This is a genomic window from Bradyrhizobium sp. WSM471 (assembly GCF_000244915.1).
In the GTDB taxonomy this organism is placed as follows: Bacteria; Pseudomonadota; Alphaproteobacteria; order Rhizobiales; family Xanthobacteraceae; genus Bradyrhizobium.
The window spans coordinates 3,101,931-3,123,827 of sequence record NZ_CM001442.1; the positions used below are offsets into that span (position 1 = coordinate 3,101,931).

The window sequence follows — 21,897 nt, forward strand, 5'->3', positions numbered from 1 at the left end:
TGGGGGCGAGCACGCGCGAGTCTCCGATGGCTCGGGGAGGAACGTCCGCGGACGGCAAAAGCGTGTGGTCCTGACGCCCGGGGTCTGTGCGTCAAGGCTTGCGGTGATGTGCGGCCCGACCGGGTGCGTGCATCGATCATCCGCGAGGCGACGGGGGCAATAGTGCATCGCTCCCCGGGGAGAGCGCGCCATAAGCCGTAAAACCATTGCGCAGGGAAGGCCGGGATGTTCCGGCATCACCTGTGGTCACCCCCGCGTGCGTTTTTCGCGTGCGGACCCTGGGTGCCAGCCGGCGCCCGGCCTTCCCTGCGCCCTTTCTTCTCGACGAGGGCGAAACGGACAGCAAAACTCGGGCGCCCGCGCCGCGAGACCGCGAAGGTATGTTTATCGCGAGGACCTCCTGGTGTCCCGGACGCGCTGCAACGCGCCAGCGTTGCTGCGCAGAGCCGGGACCCAAAAGCGGATCAACGCCGGGCTCTCAGCTGGGCCCCGGCTCTGCAGCGCATCACGCCGCGAAGACGCGGCGCGCCTGCGCTGCGTCCGGGGCACGAAACCATTGCCCCTAATGTGCGCCGCCACCAAGTTCACCTTGCACTGCGGTAGAAAAATATCGCACACTCGGCTGAGCCGGGCAGTCAAGCGAGCTCGAACCAGGGGAGCGAGCCATGTCCCTCCAGACCATATCGTCCGACACCGCCGACCAGCGCCCCAACCGCCCCGAGGATGTCCAGGCGCTGGAAGCGGACGTGCGGCTGCGCGATGACATCCGCCTGCTCGGGCGCATCCTTGGCGACACGGTGCGCGACCAGGAGGGCGCCGATGTGTTCGACCTCGTCGAACGCATCCGGCAGACCTCGATCCGGTTCCACCGCGATGAGGATCGGCTCGCCCGCCGCGAACTCGAGCAGATCCTCGACAGCATGTCGACCTCGGAGACGGTGCGGATCGTCCGCGCCTTCAGCTATTTCTCCCACCTCGCCAACATCGCCGAAGACCAGAACAACATCCGCCAGATGCGCGCCAACAAGGGCGGCGGCTCCGGCGTGCTAGCCGAGACGCTCGCCCATGCGAGAGCTGCGGGCATCGGTGCCGATGCCCTGCGCAACTTCTTCAAGAGCGCGCTGGTCAGCCCTGTCCTGACCGCGCACCCGACCGAGGTCCGCCGCAAGAGCACCATGGACCGCGAGATGGAGGTCGCTAGCCTGCTCGATCGTCGCGAGCGCGTCGCGCTGACGGCGGAGGAGGCCGCCGCCAGCGACGAGCAGCTCCGCCGCGAGGTGCTGACGCTGTGGCAGACCAATCTGCTCCGCCGCACCAAGCTCACCGTGCTCGACGAGGTCGCCAACGGCCTGTCGTTCTACGATTACACGTTTCTCCGCGAGGTGCCGCGGCTGGTCAACGCGCTTGAGGACCGGCTGGAGGAGGGCGGGGAGCAGGCGGCCGGCGAGCTCGCCTCGTTCCTGCGCATGGGGAGCTGGATCGGCGGCGACCGCGACGGCAATCCCTTCGTCACCGCCGACGTGATGCGCGGCACGCTGCGGCTGCAGTCGAGCCGGGTGATGCAGTTCTATCTCAATGAGCTGCACGTGCTCGGCTCCGAGCTCTCGATCGCGGCCCATCTCGCCGACGTCTCCGAGGAGCTGCGCACGCTCGCTGAGCGCTCGCCCGATACCTCGCCGCACCGGAGCGGCGAGCCTTATCGCCTCGCGGTCTCCGGCATCTATGCGCGGCTGACTGCCACGGCCGAAATGCTCCAGGTCGAGATCACGCGCCGGCCCGTCGGCAAGGGAAAGCCTTACGAGAGCGTCGGGGAGCTCAAGGCCGATCTCGACGTGCTGCACCGCTCGCTGATTTCCAACAACGCCGGCGTCATCGCCCGCGGCCGGCTGCGGCTGCTGCGGCGTGCAGTGGACTGCTTCGGCTTCCACCTGGCCCGGCTCGACATCCGCCAGAACTCGGCGGTGCACGAGCGCACCATCGCCGAGCTGATGGACGCCGCCAATCCCGGCATGTCCTATCTCGCGCTCGGCGAGGACGCCCGCATCTCGCTGCTCACCAACGAGCTGCGCTCGACGCGCTCGCTGGTGTCGCCATTCGTCAAGTACAGCGACGAGACCATGGGCGAGCTCAACGTCTTCCATGCCGCAGCAGAAGCGCATGCGAAGTTCGGCTCGGACGCCATTCCCCAATGCATCATCTCGATGTGCAAGGGCATGTCCGACATGCTCGAGGTCGCGGTGCTGCTCAAGGAGGTGGGGCTGGTGCATCCGTCCGGGCGCAGCGCCATCAACATCGTGCCGCTGTTCGAGACCATCGAGGATTTGCAGGCTTCCAGCGCCATCATGGACCGCATGCTCTCGCTGCACGACTACCGCCGCCTGGTCGACAGCCGCGGCAGCGTGCAGGAGGTCATGCTCGGCTATTCCGATTCGAACAAGGATGGCGGCTTCGTCACTTCGGGCTGGGAGCTCTACAAGGCCGAGATCGGCCTCGTCGACGTGTTCGAGCGCCATGGCGTGCGCCTGCGCCTATTCCATGGCCGCGGCGGTTCGGTCGGCCGCGGCGGCGGCCCGAGCTATGATGCCATCATCGCCCAGCCGGGCGGCGCGGTGAACGGCCAGATCCGCATCACCGAGCAGGGCGAGATCATCTCGTCGAAATATTCCAACGCCGAAGTCGGCCGCAACAATCTGGAGATCCTTGCCGCCGCGACGCTGGAGGCGAGCCTGTTGCATCCGCGCCAGAGCGCGCCGCGGCGCGAATATCTGACCGCGATGGACGAGCTTTCAAATCTCGCCTTCAAGGCCTATCGCGGCCTCGTTTACGAGACCGAGGGCTTCGTCGATTATTTCTGGGCCTCGACCGTCATCAACGAGATCGCAACGCTCAACATCGGCAGCCGTCCGGCGTCGCGCAAGAAGACCCGGGCGATCGAGGACCTTCGCGCCATTCCCTGGGTGTTCTCCTGGGCGCAATGCCGCCTGATGCTGCCCGGCTGGTATGGCTTTGGCAGCGCGGTCGAGCAGTGGATCGCGGAGCATCCCGACAAGGGCATGCCGTTCCTCAAGGAGCTCTACAAGGAATGGCCGTTCTTCCGCATGCTGTTGTCGAACATGGACATGGTGCTGGCCAAGAGCTCGATCGCGATCGCCTCGCGCTATGCCGAGCTCGTGCCCGACGAGGCGCTGCGCGAAAAAATCTTCGGCCGTATCCGTCGCGAATGGCATTCCTGCATCGAGACGCTGCTGGATATCATGGGGCAGGACCGGCTGCTGCAAGGCAACCCGCTGCTGGAACGCTCGGTGCGCCACCGCTTCCCCTATCTCGACCCGCTCAACCATGTGCAGGTCGAGCTGCTGAAAGAGCACCGCGCGCAGAACCCGGACGAGCAGGTGCTGCGCGGGATTCAGCTGACGATCAACGGAATCTCGGCGGGGCTGAGGAACACGGGGTAGTTCACGGCGGCCACATCCTCAGTCGTCATGCCCGGGCTTGTCCCGAGCATCCACGTTCTCAGTGCCGCGCGTCGAGTCGTGGATGGCCGGGACAAGCCCGGCCATGACGAGTGGAGAGGGCGGTGTCCCCTCAACAGAAATGCGCGCCTTGCGTCTCCACATAGACCGCATAGAGCGACTGGCTCGCGGTCATGAACAGGCGGTTGCGCTTCTTGCCGCCGAAGCAGACATTGGCGCAGGTCTCGGGAAGCAGGATCTGCCCGATGCGCGCGCCGTCGTTTGGCGCGAACACCTGTACGCCGTCATACCCGGGTCCGACCCAGCCGGCGCCGACCCAGATGTTGCCCTCGGTGTCGACGCGCAGTCCGTCCGGGAAGCCTGACTTGCCGTCGAGCTTCATGTCGATCAGCCGCTTCGGGTTCGACAGCTTCGCCCCGTCGATGTCGTAGGACCACACCACGTTCTCGGCCTGCGGGTAATGCGTGATGCCGGTGTCGCACACATAGAGCTTCTTGTAGTCGTGACTGAAAGCGATGCCGTTCGGCTTGAACGGCTCGTCGGCGACCTTCGCGACCTGGCCGCTCTGCGGATCAATGCGATAGACCGCTTCCTTCTGATACGGCTGCAGCGAACCGGTATTGGCAAGCTTGCCCTCGTAGATGCTGATCGCGCCGTAGCCGGGATCGGTGAACCAGATCGCCTTGTCGTTGGGATGCACGACCATGTCGTTGGGACCGTTGAGTGGCTTGCCACCCGCCTGTTCGGCCAGCGTCGTCACCGAACCGTCGTGCTCGTAACGGACGAGCCGGGTGCGCTCGGCGCTGATCTGGCGTCCCTCGGTGTCGAACGAGTTGCCGTTGGCCTCGTTCGAGGGCTTGTGGAATTGCTCGGAGATGTGGCCGTCGTCGTCGAGGTAGCGCAGCTGCCGGTTGGCGGGGATGTCGCTCCAGACGAGATATTGCCCCTGCGCATTCCACGCCGGCCCTTCCGCCCACAGGCAGCCGGTGTAGAGCCGCTTGATTGCGGTGTTGCCGACCTTGGCCTTGAAGCGCTTGGGATCGATGGCGATGATGTCAGGGTCGGGATAGCGCTGCGGCTCGGCACTGGCGCCGAAGTCGCGGGCGTCCGCGCGTGAGGCGAGCAGGGCAGTTGCGGCCACCGTTGCGGCGCCCTTGAGGAGTGTGCGGCGGCCAAGGCCGCTGCTTACAGTCGTGTGGTCGGAGTCGGTCAGTATTCTTGTCATGGTTTCCTCCCAAAGTTGTGTTGGGAGGCCACCATCCGCCTGCAATTGGGCGTAAAGCGGAGCGATCTCCGGACAAGACAACCGGAGATCGCAGGGCAGGAATGCCGGAAGTAATGCCGGAAGTGCGGCTAGACGGGATCCTTAAACGGGATCCCAGGGGAAGATATCGGCGGAGCGGTCGAGCTTGTAGAACGAACCCTTCAGCGCCGGCATCCCGTGTTCCGCGATCGATTGCGGCGTCCAGCCTTCGCTCCGATGCACCGAGCGCAGCGGACGATTCTGGCTGAACAGGAACAGCTCGTTCATGCGGGCGCCGAAGATCTGCCCGGAGACGTCCTTGGCGGCATCGGAGAGCAGATAGGCGCAGACCGGCGCGATCTTCTCCGGGCCCATCTGCTTGATCTTCTCGACCCGCGCCTTCTCGGCTTCGGTCTCGGTCGGGATGGTGCCGATCATGCGGGTCCAGGCGAACGGCGAGACGCAATTGGAGCGAACGTTGAAGCGGCCCATGTCGAGCGCAATCGACTTCGACAGGCCGACGATGCCGAGCTTGGCGGCGGCGTAATTGGCTTGGCCGAAGTTGCCGATCAGGCCGGAGGTCGAGGTGAAATGCACGAACGATCCGGACTCCTGCTCGCGGAAGATCCGCGCCGCGGCGTGGCTGACGTAGAACGAGCCCATCAGGTGAACCTTGATGACGGCCTCGAACGCTTCCACGCTCATCTTGTGGAAGATCATGTCGCGCAAAATGCCTGCATTGTTGACCACGCCGTCGAGCCGGCCGAAATGATCGGTCGCGGTCTTCACGATCTTGCTGGCGGGGATGGCTTCGGCCACCGACTCGAAATTGGCAACCGCGGTGCCGCCTCGCTTCTTGATCTCCTCGACCACTTCCTCGGCGGGCGCGGCGCTCGTGCCGGCGCCGTCCGCGGCGACGCCGGGATCGTTGACGACGACCTTGGCGCCTTCAGCCGCGCACAGCAGCGCAATCTCGCGCCCGATGCCGCGGCCTGCGCCGGTGACGATGATGACCTTGTCTTGCAGTGATTTCGTCATGTGGATGTCTCCTGTTGTCTCTGTCATTCCGGGGCGTGCGAAGCACGAACCCGGAATCTCGAGGTTCCGGGTCTGGTCCTTCGGACCATCCCGGAACGACGAGAAAATTACCTCTCGTTCGTAAACACGATCGTGCCCGACGCGGCGAACATGCCGCCGACGCCGTGGCACACCGAAATCTTCGCGTTGGCGACCTGCGCCGGCGCAATGCCGCGCATCTGCCGTATGCTCTCCTGGAGCGCGTACATGCCGTACATGCCGGAATGCATGTAGCTCAAGCCACCGCCATTGGTGTTGAGCGGCAGCTTGCCGCCGGGGCGGGTGTTGCCGTCGGCGATGAACTTGCCGGTCTCCTCGTGCGGCATGAAGCCGAGATCGCCGAGGCCGAACAGCGGCAGATGCGCAAACGCGTCGTAGATCATGAGATGGTCGACGTCCTTGTGTGCGATGCCGGCCTCCCTGAACGCCAGCGGTCCCGCGGTCTTGAACGCGCGTGAGGAGTTGAACGTCTCCATCTGGCTGACCATCGGCGTCTCCACGCTCTCGCCGGTCCCCATGATGTAGACCGGCTTGCGCGGAAAATCCCGGGCGCGGTCCGCCGAGGTCAGGATCAGCGCGCCGCCGCCGTCGGTGACGAGGCAGCATTGCAGCAGGCGGAACGGATAAGCGATCATGCGCGAGTTGAGGACGTCTGCGACCGTGATGGGATCCTTCATCATCGCACGCGGATTCTTCGCCGCCCATTCCCGCTGCACCACTGCCACCGAGGCGAGCTGCTCGTGCGTGATGCCGTAGGTCTTCATGAAGCGCAGCACGGGGATCGGGAACATGCTGGGCGGGCCGTAGACGCCGAACGGCGCCTCGAACTGGCCTTGCAGACTGTCGGGGGGAATCGAGCGCGGCGCCTTGCCGATCATCGACTTGCCGCTCTCGGCATGGGTGATCAGCACGGTCTTGCACAGGCCAGCCTCGATCGCCGCGGCGGCATGGCGGACGTGCAGCATGAAGGAGCAGCCGCCGACCGAGGTGCCGTCCACCCAGGTCGGCTTGATGCCGAGATAGTGGCAGACCTGCTGCGGCGTTTCGACCGCGGTGGCGAAGCCGTCGATGTCCGACAGCTTCAGCCCGGCATCGGCAATGGCATTGAGCGCCGCATCCGCATGAAGCTGGAGCTGCGAGACGTTGGGGATGACACCGAGTTCGGTGGTCTCGGCCGCGCCGACGACGGCAACCTGATTGCTGCGCATGGGCTTACCCCTTCGCCGGACGGAATACGGGAAGGGTGATCTTGTCGTCGAGCGCCTCGAAGGCGACCTCGAGCTTCATGTCGAGTTCGAGCGCCTCCGGCGTCTGCGGGCAGTCGATGATGTTGCTCATCATCCGCGGCCCCTCCTCGAGTTCGACCACCGCGATCGCGTAAGGCGGCGTGAAGCCGGGCGCCGCGGGACGGTGGTTGATCACGTAGCTGTAGAGAAAGCCTTTGCCGCTCGCCTTGAAGATGCTGACCTTGCGCGAGGCGCAGGACGGGCAGAACGGACGTGGCGGGAAATAGACATGCGCGCAGGCGTCGCAGCGCTGCAGGCGCAACTCGCCCGCCTTGGTGCCGTCCCAGAAATGCTGGGTCTCCGGCGTCGGTTTCGGTCGCGCGCGCTGCGGTTCGGCCATCTCGGCGGGTCCTCCCAAGGCCAAGCTTAGCCCGGCTGTTGCGATCTTGATGCGACAATCGACCATGGCGCGTCAACGGTCCAGCAATGCGCATGCATGCCATCATGCGCACAATGCTTGTGTCGAAGTGAGGCAGCGCTATACATTGCGCGCAAATATTCCGTGAGACAGACATGCCCGATTTTTCGACACTGACGAAGCTCGCCGAAGACCTCGAAAGCGGCCGCACCAGCTCCCGCAAGCTGGTCGAGGTGTGCCTCGCCAAAATCGCCGATCCGGCCGGCGAGGGGCAGCGTGCCTTCATCCATGTCGACAAGGATGCCGCGCTTGTGGCGGCGGACGCGATGGACGGTTTGCGCAAGGTGAAGGCGACGCCCTCGCGCTACGCCGGTATCCCGGTCTCGATCAAGGATCTCTTCGACATCAAGGGCCAGGTGACGCGCGCCGGCTCCCGCGCGCTCGACGATTCCTCGCCGGCCGAGCAGGATGCCCCCACCGTAGCGCGGCTGCGCAAGGCCGGCTTCGTCGTGATCGGGCGCACCAACATGACCGAGTTCGCCTATTCCGGCATCGGCATCAATCCGCATTACGGCACGCCGAAGGGTGCCTGGAACCGGGCCGAGGGCCACGTGCCCGGCGGTTCGTCCTCGGGTGCCGCGGTCTCCGTGCTCGACGGCATGGCGCATGGTGCGCTCGGCACCGACACCGGCGGCTCCTGCCGGATTCCGGCGGCCTATAACGGCGTCGTCGGCTACAAGCCGACGCAGCGGCGCGTGCCGCTCGATGGGGCCGTGCCGCTGTCGTTCTCGCTCGACAGCATCGGGCCGCTGGCACGATCGGTCAGTTGCTGTGCCATTCTCGATGCCGTGCTCGCGAACGAGCCGATCGCCCCGCTGAAGCCTCGCTCGGTCAAGGGCATGCGGCTGGCGGTACCGACCACGATCGCGCTCGACGACCTCGATGCGGCTGTGGCCGGGACATTCGAGCGGGCGCTCAAGAGCCTTGCCGATCACGGTGCGATCATCGAGCGCATTGAGATGGCCGAATTCCACGACATCGGGCCGATGAACGCCAAGGGCGGCTTTGCGGCTTCCGAAAGCTATGCCTGGCATCGCTACCTCCTCACGTCCAAGGGCGACGTCTACGATCCCAGAGTCTCCGTGCGTATCATGCGCGGCGAAGCGCAGAGCGCGGCGGACTACATCGATCTTCTCAACGAGCGCCGCTCCCTGATCACCCGCGTCAATGCGCGCATCGCGCCCTATGATGCGCTGGTGCTGCCGACCACCGCCAACACGCCGCCGAAAATTTCGGATCTTGCCGATGACAAGGAGTTCACCAGGGAAAACCTGCGGGCGCTCCGCAACTGCACCCTGATCAACATGATCGACGGCTGTGCCATCTCGCTGCCTGCGCATCGCGAGGGCGAGATCCCCGTCGGCCTGATGCTGGCGGGCGCGGGCGGATCGGACCGCCGTATCTTCGAGCTTGCTGCCGGCATGGAGGCCGTAATTCGTGTTTGACCTGACTTTCACCGTCGACGCCCAGGACACCACCACGCCGCTGACGCTGGCGATCGACCAGATGGTCATCGCCGGCTGGACCGGCCGCGATCCGGTCGCGCGCGACAAGCACATTGCCGAGCTGCAGGAGATGGGTATTGCCCCGCCGGCCTCCACGCCGATCTACTATCGCGCCTCGGCGCGGCGGCTGACGATGGAAGACAGCATCGAGTGCACTGGCGGCGATTCCAGCGGCGAGGTCGAGTTCGTGCTGATCGGCTGGCAGGGCCGTATTTTCGTCGGCTGCGGCTCCGACCACACCGACCGCAAGGTCGAGGCCTATAACGTCACGGTGTCCAAGCAGATGTGCGACAAGCCGATCGCATCCACGCTGTGGGAGCTGGAGGACGTCATCGGCCATTGGGACAGCATGATCCTGCGCTCCTGGGCCACGATCAAGGGCGAGCGCGTGCTCTACCAGGAGGGCAGGCTCGACGCGATGCTTCCGGTCGCCGACCTGATCGCGCGTGGCTTCGAGGGTGGGAAATTCCCCGACGGCTGCGCCATGTTCGGCGGTACGTTTGCGGCGAAGGGCGGTATCCGTTCCGCCGACCGTTTCGATTTTGAGCTGGAAGACCCCGTGCTGAAGCGCACGATCAAGCATGGATACGACGTAGTGACGCTGCCGGTGAGAGGCTGACGCCTCTCCGCCGTCATTGCGAGGAGCCCTTGCGACGAAGCAATCCAGACTGGTTCCCCGGAGGGATTCTGGATCGCTTCGCTGCGCTCGCAATGACGGGGAGAGAGACGGAAATCGGGTGGTAGAGGACGGGGCGGTCCTGCGAAAGTCAGAGCCATGACAGCAATAGCACGCAAATCGGCTCAATCTCCGACAGCCGACCTCGCCGCCCATGTCGATGCCCTCGACTGGCCGCAGATCACAGGCGAGCTCGATACCCAGGGCTGCGCTGTCCTGAAGGGGCTGTTCACGCCGGAGCAATGCCGCACCGTCGCCGCGCTGTATCCCGACGACGCCAACTTCCGCAGCCGCATCGTCATGGGCCGCCACGGCTTTGGCCGCGGCGAGTACAAATATTTCTCCTATCCGCTGCCCGACCTGATCGCGCAGCTCCGCCCGGCGCTCTACGCGCATCTCCAGGGCGTCGCCAATCGCTGGAACGAGGCGATGGGGATCGACATCCGCTATCCGGCCGCGCATGCGGCGTTCCTGAAGCGCTGCCACGAGGCCGGGCAGACGCGGCCGACGCCGCTGCTGCTGCAATACGAGACGGGCGATTTCAACTGCCTGCATCAGGATCTCTATGGCGAGCACGTGTTCCCGCTTCAGGTCGCGATCCTCTTGTCCGAGCCCGGCCGCGAATTCACCGGTGGCGAGTTCGTGCTGACCGAGCAGCGCCCGCGCATGCAGTCCCGTGCCGAGGTGGTTCCGCTCGCGCAGGGCGACGCCGTGGCCTTCGCTGTGCATCACCGCCCGGTGCAGGGGACACGCGGCACCTACCGCGTTAATCTCCGCCACGGCGTCAGCCGGATTCGCTCTGGCCAGCGCCACACGCTGGGTGTGATCTTTCATGATGCCAAGTGAGCGCTGCGATTGACGGCTGATTTGTTCGACCATGTCGCCGAAGCCCAGCCGTCGCGCGAGGAGATCGCCGACGGCGCCGTTCTGCTGCGCGGCTTCGTCAAGCCGATCGAGAGCGAGCTGATCGAAGCCGTGCGCGCCATCGTGGCGCAGTCGCCGTTCCGTCGCATGACCACGCCCGGCGGGCACCTGATGTCGGTGGCCATGACCAATTGCGGCGAGCGCGGCTGGATCACCGATCATACCGGCTATCGCTATGATCCCATTGACCCGCGAACGAGCGCGCCATGGCCGGCGATGCCGCCGGTGCTCCGCGATCTGGCTTTGCGCGCCGCGGGGCAGGGCGGCTTTGCCGGCTTCGCGCCCGATGCCTGCCTCGTCAATCGCTACGAGCCTGGCACGCGGCTGTCATTGCATCAGGACAAGGACGAGCTGGATTATTCGGCGCCGATCGTCTCGGTCTCGCTCGGCCTGCCCGCGACCTTCCTGTTCGGCGGCATGGCACGCAGCGACAAGCCGCGGCGCTTCCGCCTCGTCCATGGTGACGTCGTGGTCTGGGGCGGCCCCAGCAGGCTGGCCTATCACGGCGTCGCGCCGCTGGCCGATGGCGAGCATGCGTTGCTCGGCCGCAAGCGGGTCAATTTGACGTTCCGAAAGGTCCGCTGACGCGTTTCCTCGCAGCCCCCGCTCGTCTAAGCTTCCGGCGGGGGAGACGCGATATGGCGACCACACAGCTCTCGGCCGGCGCTGGCGCGGCCAACCGCACCGGCCTGTATCTGGCCTTGCTGCAACTGGCGTTCACGCTTGGCTGGACCACCTACGTCATCTATCTGCCAAAGCTCGCGGCTGAGGTCGGCATCGCGCCATCGGCCGTCATCCTCATCCTGATGCTGGACCAGGCGATCTTCACCATCGCCGACACCGCGATGGGGATAGCCGCCGACAGGATCGCTCCCCATCTCGGCAGGCTTGGCCTGTTCGTCGGGCTCCTGGCCGCGATCTCCTGCGGCGCGTTCGTCGCGTTGCCTTTCGTCGCAGGGCGCGGCGTGGCCGCGCAGGGGTGGTTCATTGCCCTGATCGTGGTCTGGTCGATCACCTCGTCCGCGCTGCGCGCGCCGCCGCTGACCCTGCTCGGCAAATACCGCGCCCGGCCGCAGGTGCCGTTCCTCGCCGCGCTCGCGATGCTCGGCTATGGCGTCGCCGGCGCAGTCTCGCCCTATCTCGGCGTGGTGCTGCGCGAGCACGATGCGCGGCTGCCCTTCGTGATATCGAGCGCAGTGTTGCTGTTGACCGCGCTCGGACTGTCACGGATCGAGCACGAGGTGGCCCGCGACACCGCGCCGCCGACACCGGCCGAAGCGGCAAAGCCGCTTGGCGTCGTGCCGATCGCCTTCATCGTCGCGATGGTGGCGCTCGCGCTCGGCTATCAGTTGCACTTCGCTCTGAACAGCGCGCCGTTCTACCTACGCTTTGCCAAGCCGGATGAGCTGCAATGGCTGATGCCGGTGTTCTGGATCGGTTTCAACATTGCGATGTTTCCGGCAAGCCTCGTCGTCAAGCACCGTGGCGGCGTGATCGTGATAGGCGCGGCCGGACTGCTTGGAGCGGTCGCGATTGCTGCGGCCGAATTCGCCGGCAGCCTCAACACGCTGATCGTCGCGCAGTTTCTCGCCGGAGCGGCGTGGGGCTGCATGCTGATGAGCGCGATCTCGGCTGCGTTGGCGATCGGCTCGACCGGCGCGGAGGGAAAGGTGACCGGTCTCGTCTTCTCGGCGCTCGCGCTCGGGACCTTCGCGCGGATGGCGGCGGTCGCCGGCGGCTTGCAGAAAATGCCTGACTACGCGCCGCTGCTGCACTGGGCCCCGGTCGCCTGCTGGGCGGTCGCAGGCGCGGGCCTGCTGGTGATCGCGGCGGCGCGGCTACAGGGCGGCGTTCACCTCAAGGCTTCGGCGGGTGGATGAACGCCCACGGGCTGACTTCCGAGTCCCGCGTCACCTCGACCGAGATCAGATAGGGCCCGCCATGCGCCAGGGCCTTCTCCATCGCCGCCTTGAACTGGTCCGGCGCGGTGACGCGCGCGGCGGCCACGCCAAATGACTCCGCGAGCTTGACGAAATCCGGGTTTACCAGATCGGACGCCACCACGCGGCCGTCGAAACGTTCGCGCTGGTCGCGGCGGACATTGCCATAGGCGTTGTTATTGAACACCAGCGTCACCACGCCGATGTTGAACTGCACGGCGGTGGCGAGCTCCTGCACGCCGAACATGAAGCCGCCGTCGCCGGTGATCGCCACCACCGGCTTGTCGGGATTGGCGACCTTGGCCCCGAGCGCGGTCGGGAAGCCCGAGCCCAACGTGCCCTGATAGCCTGACGTAATGAAGGTGCGCGGCTCGTAGATCGGAAAACCGTACCAGGATGCGAAACCGAACTGCGACAATTCATCCGTCACGATCGCGTTCGCCGGCAGCACCTCGCGCAGGATGTTGAGATAGGCCATCTGCGGCTGGATGCGTTGGATCTCGGCTTGCGCCGTCGCGGTCACCTCGCGGATCTCTCCCCGCCGGCCGCTGGTCCTGGCATAGCCGGCCCTCTTCACGGCGGTGACCAGATCGGCCGCGCCGGCTTTGGCGTCGGCGACGATGGCGACATTGGAGGCGAGCCGGCGCATCTCGGCCGGATCGATATCGACACGAATGGATTTCAGCCCCTTCGGCTGATATGGCCAGCGGAAGCCCGACGCCGGCAGCTCGGCGCGCGTGCCGATCGCGATCATCAAATCGGTTGTCGGCCACAGCTTGTAGGCCGCCGCCATCGTGAGTCCAAGCTCATGCGCGTTGGAGACGATGCCGCGGCCGCTCCGGAAGGCGACGACAGGCGCGTCGGTCATCTCGGCGAGTTCGAGAATCTCCTCGCGCGCTTCGATCGCGCCGCTGCCGACGAAGATCATCGGCGCCTTGCTGTTCTTGATCAGCGCGGCCGCCTGCTTGATCATATCAGGGTCGGGCTGGGGCGCGGGCAAGGGCGCCAGCACCTGTGCTGCGGTGGTATCCGCGCGTTGGGTGAAGACGTCCCAGGGCATCTCGACGGAGGCGGGGCCACGCCGTCCAGACGTCATCTCCTGGAAGGCGCGCGCGACCGTGGTCGGCGCGTTGCCGGGATATTCGATCCGATCCGCCCATTTCACATAGGTGCGCAAGGTCGCGAGCTGGTCCGGCATCTCGTGCAGATGGCCGCGACCCTTGCCCAGAAACTGCGTCGGCACCTGGCCGGTGACGCATAGCACCGGCTCGTTGCAGCCGAAGGCGGTGAGCAGTGCCGCGCTGGCGTTGAGCACGCCGGGACCCGGCACCACGCTGAACACGCCGGGCCTGCCGCTGGAGCGTGCATAGCCGAACGCCATGTAGCCGCAGGCCTGCTCGTGCCGCGCGCCGATCACCTTGAGCTGGGCCTGGTGGAAGGCGTCGAACAGGCCGTAGACCTGCGCGCCGGGCAGGCCGAACACGGTGTCGACGCCGTGGGCGACAAGGCCGCTTACGATCGCTTCGCCGCCGGTGAGGGTGGTCATGGCATTATTCCATTTCAATCGGTGTTCAGGCTTCGTCGACGACGCCGTTGCGTAAGGTTCCGATGCCCTCGGCCGCGACTTCGATAATATCGCCCGGCTTGAGATAACGCGGCGGATCGAACCGCGCACCGGCGCCCGTTGGCGTGCCCGTGACGATGACGTCGCCGGGAACGAGCGTTGCGAAGGTCGAGATATAGCTGATGAGATAGCGGAACGGAAACATCAGCCGGCTGGTGCGGTCGTCCTGCCGCAGCTCGCCATTGACGTGCGTGGTGAGGCGGATGTCGGCGATCTGCGATTCCTGCGTGTACGGCACCAGCCACGGGCCGAGACTGCCGCTGGAATCGAAGTTCTTGCCTTGCGTGACATTGAACTTGGCATGGCGCAGCCAGTCGCGCACCGAGCCTTCGTTGCAGAGCGTCAGCGCGGCGATGTGGTCGAGCGCAGAACTTTCGGGGATGTGCCGGCCTTGCTTGCCGATCACCAGCACGATCTCGCCCTCATAGTCGAGCTGCGCGGAGGCGCGCGGGCGCACCAGCGGCGTGTCGTGGCCGACGAAGGAGCGCGGCGAGCGCATGAACATGCTCGGATATTTCGGCGCGTCCTGGCCGTCCTTGTACTCGGCATTGCGCTCGGGATAATTGACGCCGATGCAGATGATCTTTTCCGGCGCGGGCACCGGCGGCAGCCAGATGATGTCACCAAGCGCGTGATCGGGCGTGTGGCCGGCGGCGTCCTCGGCAAGGCTCGCGAGCTGTCCTGCCGCGATCACCTCGCGCAGCGTCGGATAGTCTTTTCGGTGGCGCGCGGAGAGATCGACAATGCCGCCGTCGACGACGGCGCCATACTTCGTTGCACCCTTGACGGAATAGGTGGCGAGGCGAGGGGGGTTCATTGGCTGCTCATCATTCTTTGTCGTCCCGGCCTAGTGCGCAATTGCGCACGGGGGCCGGGACCCATACCGCGTGATCTTTCGATTGGAGAAGGTAGGCGTACCGAACAACGTGTCTTCGCCAAACTCCTCCCTGTGGTTATGGGTCCTGGCCCCCGTGCGCAATTGCGCACTAGGCCGGGACGGCGGACTGAAAGTTCTGCGCTAGCATCAATCCGCCACCAGCACGTCGGCCACGAACTTCGGCTCACGCACGGCTTGGCCGGAGAACGGCGAGCCCTGCTCGAACCAGGAGCGCGGGGCGGGTGCGCCCCACAATGTCTGGCGACGGGGATCGCGCAGCGACCAGCGCAGCGGCTCGTGATCGTGATCGCCGGTGAAATAGTCACTGGTGTAGAGCTCCAGCCGGTGTCCATCGGGGTCGCGAACGTAGAGGAAGAACGCATTCGAGATGCCGTGGCGGCCGGGACCACGCTCGATGTTCTTCACGAAGCCCTGCGAGGCCATGACGTCGCAGAGATGGATGATGTTCATCGCCGTCGGCGTCCAGTACGCGAAGTGGTGCAGCCGCGGGCCCTTGCCGTTGGTGATGGCAAAATCGTGGACATTGCCCTTGCGATGCATCCAGGCCGCGGCGATGCGCCCGTTCGGTCCGTCCTCCTCGGCGTATTCGGTGAGGCGAAAGCCGAGCCGGGCATAGAATTCGACGGTGTCCTGCACTTCGGCGGCGAACACGTTGAAATGGTCGAGCCGCTGCGGATGGCAGCCCCTGTAGAGATCGTAGCGGCGCAGCAGATGCGGCCGCCGGTCCATCGACGCATACAGCTCGATCTGGAAGCCGAAGGGATCGGTGAATTGCAGCGTGCGGCCCTGGAACGGCTGATCGATGAACGCGTAGCCCAGAGCGTTCTCGGACAGGAACTTCGCGGCCTTGTCCAGATCCCCGTCATTGCCGACCTTGAAGCCGAGGCGGTTGCAGGCGGGCGCCGCCGCCTTGCGCAACACCAGCGAGTGATGCTGGTGCTCCTCGGCGGCGCGCAAGTAAACGACCTTGTCGTCGGCGTCCTCGACATGCAGGCCGACAACGCTTTCATAGAACTCGCGGCTGAGCTTCAGATCGGTGACGTCCAGCACGGCGTGGCTGGAGCGGATGATGTTGAACGGCGGCTCGAAGACATGTTGCGGTACGGGCATTGCGTTTCCCCTCTTGAGGTCCCCCGTCATTCCGGGGCGGCTCGCAGAGCCGAACTATGGTGCGCAATTGCGCACCTGAGAATCTCGAGGTTCCGGGTTCGACGCTCCGCGCCGCCCCGGAACGACGGCGGTTCTAGATTCCCAGCTTCTGAATCTTGTGCGTGCCCCGCGCCAGCGAGACGTGCTTGGTTTCCATGTAGAAATCGAACGAGTAATCGCCGCCGTCGCGGCCGATGCCTGAGGCCTTCATGCCGCCGAACGGCGTCGGCAAATGGCGGACGTTTTCCGAGTTCAGCCAGATCATGCCGGCCTCCAGCGCATCCGCGACACGCAACGCGCGGCCGACATCGTTGGTCCAGACATAGCCGGTCAGGCCATAGCGGATGTCGTTGGCGATCTCGATCGCGTCTGCTTCGTCCTTAAAGGGAAGCACGGTGAGGAAGGGGCCGAACACCTCTTCCTGCGCCACGCGCATCTTGCCATGCGCGCCGGTCACCAGCGTCGGCTCGACATAATGTCCGCCGCCCGGCCCGTCATAGGCCTTGCCGCCAACCGCAATCGTCGCGCCGTCCTGGCGTGCGACGTCGAAATAAGAGCACACCTTTGCCAGATGCCGCTCGTGGATCAGGGGCCCGATCTCGGTTGCGGGATCGAGGGGATGGCCGACCTTCAGGGCTCTTACCCGCGCGGCCAGCTTCTCCACGAATTTCTCCGCGATGCTGGCCTGGATCAGCAGGCGGCTCGACGACGTGCAGCGCTCGCCGTTGAGCGAGTAGATCATGAACACGACCGCATCGAGCGCGCGGTCGAGATCGGCGTCGTCGAACACGATGACGGGGTTCTTGCCGCCGAGCTCGAAATGCACGCGCTTCAGCGTGGGCGCGCCCTGAACCATGATCGCCGAGCCGGTCGAACTTTCGCCGACAAAGCCGATCGCCTTGATGGCGGGATGCTCGGTCAGCGCCTTGCCGGCCTCTTCGCCAAAGCCGTGCACGGTGTTGAGCACGCCGTCGGGCACGCCGGCTTCCTTGACGAGCTTTGCAAGAATGGCCGCCGTGACCGGCGACCACTCGGCCGGCTTGTGCACGACGGTGCACCCGGCCGCGAGGGCAGGGGCGATCTTCCAGGTCGAAAGCATGAACGGCGTATTCCACGGCGTGATGACGCCGACCGGGCCGATCGGCACGCGGGTCGAGACGTTCCAATGCTCGTCGCTCGGCGTGTTCTGGCCGTCGCGCGCCTCGCCGCATCGATCGGCAAAGAAGCGGAAATTCTCGGCGGCGCGAATCGCGGCCTTGGCCATGAAGCGATAGGCCTGGCCGGTGTCGATGCATTCGAGCACCGCGATGTCCTCGGCATTGTCCTCGATGGCGTCGGCGACGCGATGCAGCAGCTTCTTCCGCATCGCCGGCGCCATGTCGCGCCAGGATTTGAAGGCCAGCGAAGCAGCGGTGGCGGCGCGATCGATATCCTCGGCATTGCCGCGCGCGACGCTGGCCAGAGTCGCGCCGTCGACCGGCGACTTGGTCTCAAAGGTCTCGCCCGAGATCGACGGCACGATCTTGCCGTCGATCATGTGGCCGATGCCGTCGGCGCGCAGCGTCTTCAGCAGCGGTGCTATGCGGTCGCGATTGGCCTGGAACACATCGGTTTTCGGCGTGGGCTTATCCATGGGCGGCCTCCGCCTTCAGGGCGTCGTGGATGTTGTTGCGCTTCCAACTCGTGTCCTTGTCGTTGATCTGCATGTCGAACGACAGGGCGAATTTGGAGCTTGCGAAGACGGGATCGAGATGGCGGGAGAGCGCCTGGAAGACATGTTCGCCGGCCTGCTTGCGGGTTGGCAGATCACGGCCTTCGCCAATGCGCAGCACCATGTCGAGAAAGCCGTAGTCTTGCCGCGCATCGGCGATCGCATAATGCTCGCATCTGACGGCGCGGACGCGGATGCCGCCGAGCGGGAAGATGCCGGTCTCGACCGCCGCCCTGCGTACCACCTCGCACGCCGCGCCGATGTCGAGGCGGTCGTCGAGATTGGCCGAATACTCGATCGTGAAATGCGGCATCGCGGTTTCACTCCCTGTCTTTTTGTTCGTCTAGGCGAAGTAGTAGCTCACCGAGCCGTAGGCGCCATAATCGGCTTGAATTGTGTCGCCCTTGCGGGTCTCGATCGGACGGATGAAGGAGCCCGCCAGCACGACCTGTCCGGGCTCGAGCGCTAGCCCAAGCGGCGCGATCTTGTTGGCGAGCCAGGCAACGGCCGTGGCGGGATGATTGAGCACGCCGGCGGCAAGGCCGGTCTCTTCGAGCTGGCCGTTCTTGAAACACAACGCGCCGATCCAGCGCAGGTCCGCGTCCAGCGGACGGATCGGCCGTCCACCGAGCACGATGCCGGCGTTCGCCGCGTTATCGGCGATGGTGTCGAAGATCTTTCGCGTCGCCTTTGTCCGGGGATCGACGCGTTCGATCCGCGTGTCCAGAATCTCCAGCGCCGGCACCACGAAATCGGTGGCGTTGAGCACGTCGAACAGCGTGCAGTCGGGGCCCGCGAGGCGCTTGCTCATGACGAAGGCGAGCTCGGCTTCCACGCGCGTCGCAATGAAGCGCTCCGTCGGGACGAGGCCGCCATCGGCGAAGAACATGTCGTCGAGCAACACGCCGGAATCCGGCTCGTTGATTCCGAGCGCGCTTTGCATCGCCTTCGAGGTCAGGCCGATCTTGTGTCCCCGGACGATGCGCCCTTCGGCGATCTTGACGTCGACCCAGGCCTTCTGAATCGCATAGGCGTCAGCGATGCTGATGTCGGGAAAGTCCTGCGAGAGCTGCCGGATCTGCGTACGGGTCTTCTCCGCCTGATGCAGACGGTTCGCGCAAGCTCGGATATCGTCGTTTGAAAGCGCCATGTGTAATCTTACAAATCGTGGTGCCGGAAGATACTTAACATGTTAAGTGAATGCGTCAATCGCAAATTGGCTTGCTGCACTGCAAACGTTTCGCGGCTTGAAAGGGCGTCATGACGAAGAGACCGGCTGATCCTGCGGACGGAAGCGAGCCCGCCGTGCGGCAGGTGCCGATGCGTGACTTCTCGCGTTCGCTGCCGATGTCGTTGCTGCGGGCACGCGAAGCGGTGATGCGGCAGTTCCGTCCCTCGTTGCGTGAGCACGGCCTGACCGAGCAGCAATGGCGCATTCTGCGCGCCCTCGCGGCGATCGATACGGTCGAGGTCACGGAACTCGCGCGCACCGCGTTCCTGCTCGGACCGAGCCTGTCGCGGATCCTGCGTGATCTGGAGGCGCGCAACCTGATCGAGCGCAAGACCGCGAAGGCGGACCAGCGCCGCAGCATGGTCTCGATCTCGGAAAAGGGCGTGAAGCTGATGGCCTCCGTGGCGCCATCCTCCGAAGCGATCTATGCGGAGATCACGCGCCGCTTTGGCGCACGCAAGCTCGTCGAGTTGCAGGAGATGCTTGGCGAGCTCGAACAAAGTCTCGCAGGGCTCGGCGCGGGCGAGGAGGCAAGTGCCGGGGAGTGAAAGCAGATATGCGCAAGCGCGCGGCAACAATCATGGACATCGCCGCATTTTTTCGCTCAAGTGCCGCTCAAGCCGATGACTGCAAAATCGGCGCCGAGGTAGAGGCAAACAGACCCTCATGGTCACCATCCAGGTTCAGAAGCTGATCGACTTCGTCACCGAGGTCTTCGCGCATGCGCAGTCGTCGCCTGACGAAGCCAGGCGCATCGCCACTTATCTAACCACGGCGAATCTGACCGGCCATGACAGCCACGGCGTGATCCGCGTCCCCGTCTATATCCGCTGGCAGAAGAGCGGCGCGGTCGTGCCCAACCAGAACGCCGAAATCGTGCTCGACACGCCCTCGCTCGCGGTGATCGACGGCAAGTTCGGCTATGGCCAGACCGTGACGCCGCAGGCGGTCCGGATCGGCATCGAGAAGTGCAGGAAGGCGGGACTTGCCGCTGTCGCGCTACGCAATGCCGGCCATATCGGCCGCGTCGGCGATTGGGCCGAGATGGCCGCCGCCGAAGGACTGATCTCGGTTCATTTCGTCAATGCCGCCGGCTCGCTGCTGGTGGCGCCGTTCGGCGGCGTGGAGAAACGGCTCTCCACCGCACCCTATTGCGTCGGCATTCCGCGCGAGGGCCAGGATCCGATCGTGCTTGATTTTGCGACTTCGGTCGTGGCCGAGGGCAAGGTGCTGGTCGCAAGCCGCGGCGGCAAGAAGTTGCCGAAGGGCGCGCTGGTCGATGCCGACGGCAGCCTGAGCGAGGAGCCGGCCGTGCTCTACGGCCCCTACACGCCGGATGGGCCGCGCGATCACACCAAGGGAACGGGCGCGATCCGTGCGTTCGGCGAGCACAAGGGCTCGGGCCTCGCCTTCATGTGCGAGCTGCTCGGCGGCGCGTTGACCGGAACCGGGGCCACGTCCGGCGGTCGGCGCTTCGCCAACGGCATGCTGGCCTTCTACGTCGATCCGAAAGTGGTCGATACCTCCCATGTCTTCGACGCAGAGGTGTCGCGCTATGCCGACTTCATCCGTGCCACCAAGCCGGTGTCCGGGGTCGACCAGGTGCTGATTCCCGGCGACCCCGAGCGGAAAACCCGGGCTGAGCGGACCCAAAACGGCATCCCCTTGCCGGATGACACCTGGGCGGCAATAGTGAATACCGCCCGCGAGGTCGGCGTCAGCGAAGTCAGCATCCAGAGGGCGACCGCATAGGTCTTGCGTCATTGCGAGCGTAGCGCGGCGCGCCAGTTCGCGGTAACAGCGGGGCTGTGCTGTCGCGACGCTCGTCATGGTGACGAAGGTCCAAATAACGACGACTTAAACAATGACGGCCCAAACAACAAAGAAGGAAGGCAACGTGGCGAACAAGGTCAAGGAAATCTGGAAGTCGGGCAAGGCCGTGGTCAACGCGTGGCTCGCGATTCCCTCCGGCTTCTCGGCCGAGATGATCGCGCAATGCGGCTTCGACAGCGTCACCGTCGACATGCAGCACGGCGTGCAGGATTATCTGTCGATGGTGCAGTGCTTCCAGGCGATGGACAAGCACCCCATCACGCCGATGGTCCGCGTGCCCTGGAACGAGCCCGGCATCATCGGCAAGGTGCTCGATGGCGGCGCCTATGGCGTGATCTGCCCGATGGTCAATACGCCGCAGGAAGCCAGGAATCTCGTCTCCTATTCCAAGTACCCGCCGAAGGGCGTGCGCTCCAACGGCCCGATCCGCGCCGGCATGTACGGCACCGCTGGCTCCTACCAGAAGACGGCCAACGACGACATCGTGCTGCTGCCGATGATGGAGACCAGGACCGCGGTCGAGAACATGGAAGCGATCTTCGACGTCGAAGGCATCGACGGCGTCTATATCGGTCCGTCCGACCTCGGCTTCTCCTACGGCCTCGAACCGAAGCTCGATCGCACCGAGCCCGAAATCCTCGCGATCTACGAGAAGATCATCAAGGAGTGCGGCAAGCGCGGCCTCAACCCGGGCATCCATTGCAGCGGCGCCGAGGGTGCCGCGCGCGCCATCAACATGGGCTTCAAGCTGGTGACGCTCTCGAACGAGGTCGGCCTGATGACCACGTACGCCAAGATGCAGGTGAATGCGACCCGCAAGGATTCCGGCGGCAAGGCCTGAGCTCTCTCTGTGTCCCGGACGCGATGCAGCGCGAAGCGGTGCATCGCAGAGCCGGGACCCAGTCGCTA

19 protein-coding genes are annotated in these 21,897 nt (G+C 65.2%); 9 read left to right on the forward strand and 10 right to left on the reverse strand.

The features are described from left to right. The first annotated feature begins 665 nt into the window (after positions 1-665). Positions 666-3,455 (forward strand): phosphoenolpyruvate carboxylase, encoded by a 2,790-nt coding sequence (gene ppc / locus BRA471DRAFT_RS13460; RefSeq protein ID WP_007607998.1) that lies wholly within the window; start codon positions 666-668, stop codon positions 3,453-3,455. Positions 3,456-3,585: 130 nt separating this feature from the next. Here ppc and BRA471DRAFT_RS13465 read toward each other — a convergent pair whose 3' ends face one another. The 4 genes from BRA471DRAFT_RS13465 to BRA471DRAFT_RS13480 all read right to left on the reverse strand — a co-directional run bounded on the left by BRA471DRAFT_RS13465 (position 3,586) and on the right by BRA471DRAFT_RS13480 (position 7,419). Continuing rightward, positions 3,586-4,698, reverse strand: coding sequence for an SMP-30/gluconolactonase/LRE family protein (locus BRA471DRAFT_RS13465; protein WP_007608002.1), 1,113 nt, complete (start codon positions 4,696-4,698; stop codon positions 3,586-3,588). A gap of 141 nt (positions 4,699-4,839) precedes the next feature. Next, on the reverse strand, positions 4,840-5,754 hold the full coding sequence (locus tag BRA471DRAFT_RS13470) for an SDR family oxidoreductase (RefSeq protein WP_007608003.1): 915 nt from the start codon (positions 5,752-5,754) through the stop codon (positions 4,840-4,842). Positions 5,755-5,861: 107 nt separating this feature from the next. Continuing rightward, entirely contained in the window at positions 5,862-7,001 is a 1,140-nt protein-coding gene (locus BRA471DRAFT_RS13475; RefSeq protein ID WP_007608005.1) for a hypothetical protein, read from the reverse strand. Positions 7,002-7,005: 4 nt separating this feature from the next. Beyond that, on the reverse strand, positions 7,006-7,419 hold the full coding sequence (locus BRA471DRAFT_RS13480; RefSeq protein WP_007608007.1) for a Zn-ribbon domain-containing OB-fold protein: 414 nt from the start codon (positions 7,417-7,419) through the stop codon (positions 7,006-7,008). Positions 7,420-7,592: 173 nt separating this feature from the next. Between BRA471DRAFT_RS13480 and BRA471DRAFT_RS13485 the strand changes: the two genes are divergently transcribed. The 5 genes from BRA471DRAFT_RS13485 (at position 7,593) to BRA471DRAFT_RS13505 (ending at position 12,482) form a co-directional block, all read left to right on the forward strand. After that, complete coding sequence (locus BRA471DRAFT_RS13485; RefSeq protein WP_007608009.1) at positions 7,593-8,942, forward strand: amidase; 1,350 nt, start codon at positions 7,593-7,595, stop codon at positions 8,940-8,942. Then, positions 8,935-9,621: a DUF2848 domain-containing protein gene (locus tag BRA471DRAFT_RS13490; RefSeq protein ID WP_007608010.1), complete on the forward strand. Its 687-nt coding sequence runs from the start codon at positions 8,935-8,937 to the stop codon at positions 9,619-9,621. The genes BRA471DRAFT_RS13485 and BRA471DRAFT_RS13490 overlap by 8 nt, the downstream gene beginning before the upstream one ends. 156 nt (positions 9,622-9,777) lie before the next feature. Continuing rightward, entirely contained in the window at positions 9,778-10,524 is a 747-nt protein-coding gene (locus BRA471DRAFT_RS13495; protein WP_007608011.1) for a 2OG-Fe(II) oxygenase, read from the forward strand. A 9-nt stretch (positions 10,525-10,533) separates the two neighbouring features. Beyond that, complete coding sequence (gene alkB, locus BRA471DRAFT_RS13500) at positions 10,534-11,187, forward strand: DNA oxidative demethylase AlkB (protein WP_007608013.1); 654 nt, start codon at positions 10,534-10,536, stop codon at positions 11,185-11,187. 53 nt (positions 11,188-11,240) lie between these two features. Further along, positions 11,241-12,482 (forward strand): MFS transporter, encoded by a 1,242-nt coding sequence (locus BRA471DRAFT_RS13505; protein ID WP_007608015.1) that lies wholly within the window; start codon positions 11,241-11,243, stop codon positions 12,480-12,482. Here BRA471DRAFT_RS13505 and BRA471DRAFT_RS13510 read toward each other — a convergent pair. From BRA471DRAFT_RS13510 to hpaH, 6 genes are all read right to left on the reverse strand, one after another. Further along, positions 12,460-14,088, reverse strand: a complete 1,629-nt coding sequence (locus BRA471DRAFT_RS13510; RefSeq protein WP_007608017.1) for a thiamine pyrophosphate-dependent enzyme — start codon at positions 14,086-14,088, stop codon at positions 12,460-12,462. The two genes, BRA471DRAFT_RS13505 and BRA471DRAFT_RS13510, sit on opposite strands and share 23 nt — an antisense overlap. Before the next feature lie 25 nt (positions 14,089-14,113). Next, on the reverse strand, positions 14,114-14,983 hold the full coding sequence (locus tag BRA471DRAFT_RS13515; RefSeq protein WP_007608019.1) for a fumarylacetoacetate hydrolase family protein: 870 nt from the start codon (positions 14,981-14,983) through the stop codon (positions 14,114-14,116). Positions 14,984-15,190: 207 nt separating this feature from the next. After that, on the reverse strand, positions 15,191-16,174 hold the full coding sequence (gene hpaD, locus BRA471DRAFT_RS13520; RefSeq protein ID WP_007608021.1) for a 3,4-dihydroxyphenylacetate 2,3-dioxygenase: 984 nt from the start codon (positions 16,172-16,174) through the stop codon (positions 15,191-15,193). A gap of 133 nt (positions 16,175-16,307) precedes the next feature. Next, complete coding sequence (gene hpaE / locus BRA471DRAFT_RS13525; RefSeq protein ID WP_007608023.1) at positions 16,308-17,846, reverse strand: 5-carboxymethyl-2-hydroxymuconate semialdehyde dehydrogenase; 1,539 nt, start codon at positions 17,844-17,846, stop codon at positions 16,308-16,310. Further along, a complete protein-coding gene (locus BRA471DRAFT_RS13530; RefSeq protein ID WP_007608025.1) occupies positions 17,839-18,237 on the reverse strand; it encodes a 5-carboxymethyl-2-hydroxymuconate Delta-isomerase in 399 nt (132 codons plus the stop codon). The genes hpaE and BRA471DRAFT_RS13530 overlap by 8 nt, the downstream gene beginning before the upstream one ends. A 30-nt stretch (positions 18,238-18,267) precedes the next feature. Then, positions 18,268-19,074, reverse strand: a complete 807-nt coding sequence (gene hpaH, locus BRA471DRAFT_RS13535) for a 2-oxo-hept-4-ene-1,7-dioate hydratase (protein WP_007608028.1) — start codon at positions 19,072-19,074, stop codon at positions 18,268-18,270. Between the two features lie 110 nt (positions 19,075-19,184). On the opposite strand from hpaH, the gene hpaR reads away from it, so the two are divergent. The 3 genes from hpaR to BRA471DRAFT_RS13550 all read left to right on the forward strand — a co-directional run bounded on the left by hpaR (position 19,185) and on the right by BRA471DRAFT_RS13550 (position 21,829). Then, complete coding sequence (hpaR, locus tag BRA471DRAFT_RS13540) at positions 19,185-19,703, forward strand: homoprotocatechuate degradation operon regulator HpaR (protein WP_007608029.1); 519 nt, start codon at positions 19,185-19,187, stop codon at positions 19,701-19,703. A 118-nt stretch (positions 19,704-19,821) separates the two neighbouring features. Beyond that, positions 19,822-20,907, forward strand: a complete 1,086-nt coding sequence (locus tag BRA471DRAFT_RS13545; protein ID WP_007608031.1) for a malate/lactate/ureidoglycolate dehydrogenase — start codon at positions 19,822-19,824, stop codon at positions 20,905-20,907. A 145-nt stretch (positions 20,908-21,052) separates the two neighbouring features. Next, on the forward strand, positions 21,053-21,829 hold the full coding sequence (locus BRA471DRAFT_RS13550) for an HpcH/HpaI aldolase/citrate lyase family protein (protein WP_035974924.1): 777 nt from the start codon (positions 21,053-21,055) through the stop codon (positions 21,827-21,829). Positions 21,830-21,897 lie beyond the last annotated feature (68 nt).

Bases quoted from the DNA above. Each gene is read 5' to 3' on its own strand.
- BRA471DRAFT_RS13470 (WP_007608003.1), bottom strand. From the start codon at position 5,754: ATGACGAAATCACTGCAAGACAAGGTCATCATCGTCACCGGCGCAGGC.
- BRA471DRAFT_RS13545 (WP_007608031.1), top strand. From the start codon at position 19,822: ATGGTCACCATCCAGGTTCAGAAGCTGATCGACTTCGTCACCGAGGTC.
- hpaE (WP_007608023.1), bottom strand. From the start codon at position 17,846: ATGGATAAGCCCACGCCGAAAACCGATGTGTTCCAGGCCAATCGCGAC.
- hpaD (WP_007608021.1), bottom strand. From the start codon at position 16,174: ATGCCCGTACCGCAACATGTCTTCGAGCCGCCGTTCAACATCATCCGC.
- BRA471DRAFT_RS13505 (WP_007608015.1), top strand. From the start codon at position 11,241: ATGGCGACCACACAGCTCTCGGCCGGCGCTGGCGCGGCCAACCGCACC.
- BRA471DRAFT_RS13515 (WP_007608019.1), bottom strand. From the start codon at position 14,983: ATGAACCCCCCTCGCCTCGCCACCTATTCCGTCAAGGGTGCAACGAAG.
- BRA471DRAFT_RS13495 (WP_007608011.1), top strand. From the start codon at position 9,778: ATGACAGCAATAGCACGCAAATCGGCTCAATCTCCGACAGCCGACCTC.
- BRA471DRAFT_RS13485 (WP_007608009.1), top strand. From the start codon at position 7,593: ATGCCCGATTTTTCGACACTGACGAAGCTCGCCGAAGACCTCGAAAGC.
- BRA471DRAFT_RS13465 (WP_007608002.1), bottom strand. From the start codon at position 4,698: ATGACAAGAATACTGACCGACTCCGACCACACGACTGTAAGCAGCGGC.
- BRA471DRAFT_RS13530 (WP_007608025.1), bottom strand. From the start codon at position 18,237: ATGCCGCATTTCACGATCGAGTATTCGGCCAATCTCGACGACCGCCTC.
- hpaR (WP_007608029.1), top strand. From the start codon at position 19,185: ATGACGAAGAGACCGGCTGATCCTGCGGACGGAAGCGAGCCCGCCGTG.
- BRA471DRAFT_RS13510 (WP_007608017.1), bottom strand. From the start codon at position 14,088: ATGACCACCCTCACCGGCGGCGAAGCGATCGTAAGCGGCCTTGTCGCC.
- BRA471DRAFT_RS13475 (WP_007608005.1), bottom strand. From the start codon at position 7,001: ATGCGCAGCAATCAGGTTGCCGTCGTCGGCGCGGCCGAGACCACCGAA.
- ppc (WP_007607998.1), top strand. From the start codon at position 666: ATGTCCCTCCAGACCATATCGTCCGACACCGCCGACCAGCGCCCCAAC.
- BRA471DRAFT_RS13480 (WP_007608007.1), bottom strand. From the start codon at position 7,419: ATGGCCGAACCGCAGCGCGCGCGACCGAAACCGACGCCGGAGACCCAG.
- hpaH (WP_007608028.1), bottom strand. From the start codon at position 19,074: ATGGCGCTTTCAAACGACGATATCCGAGCTTGCGCGAACCGTCTGCAT.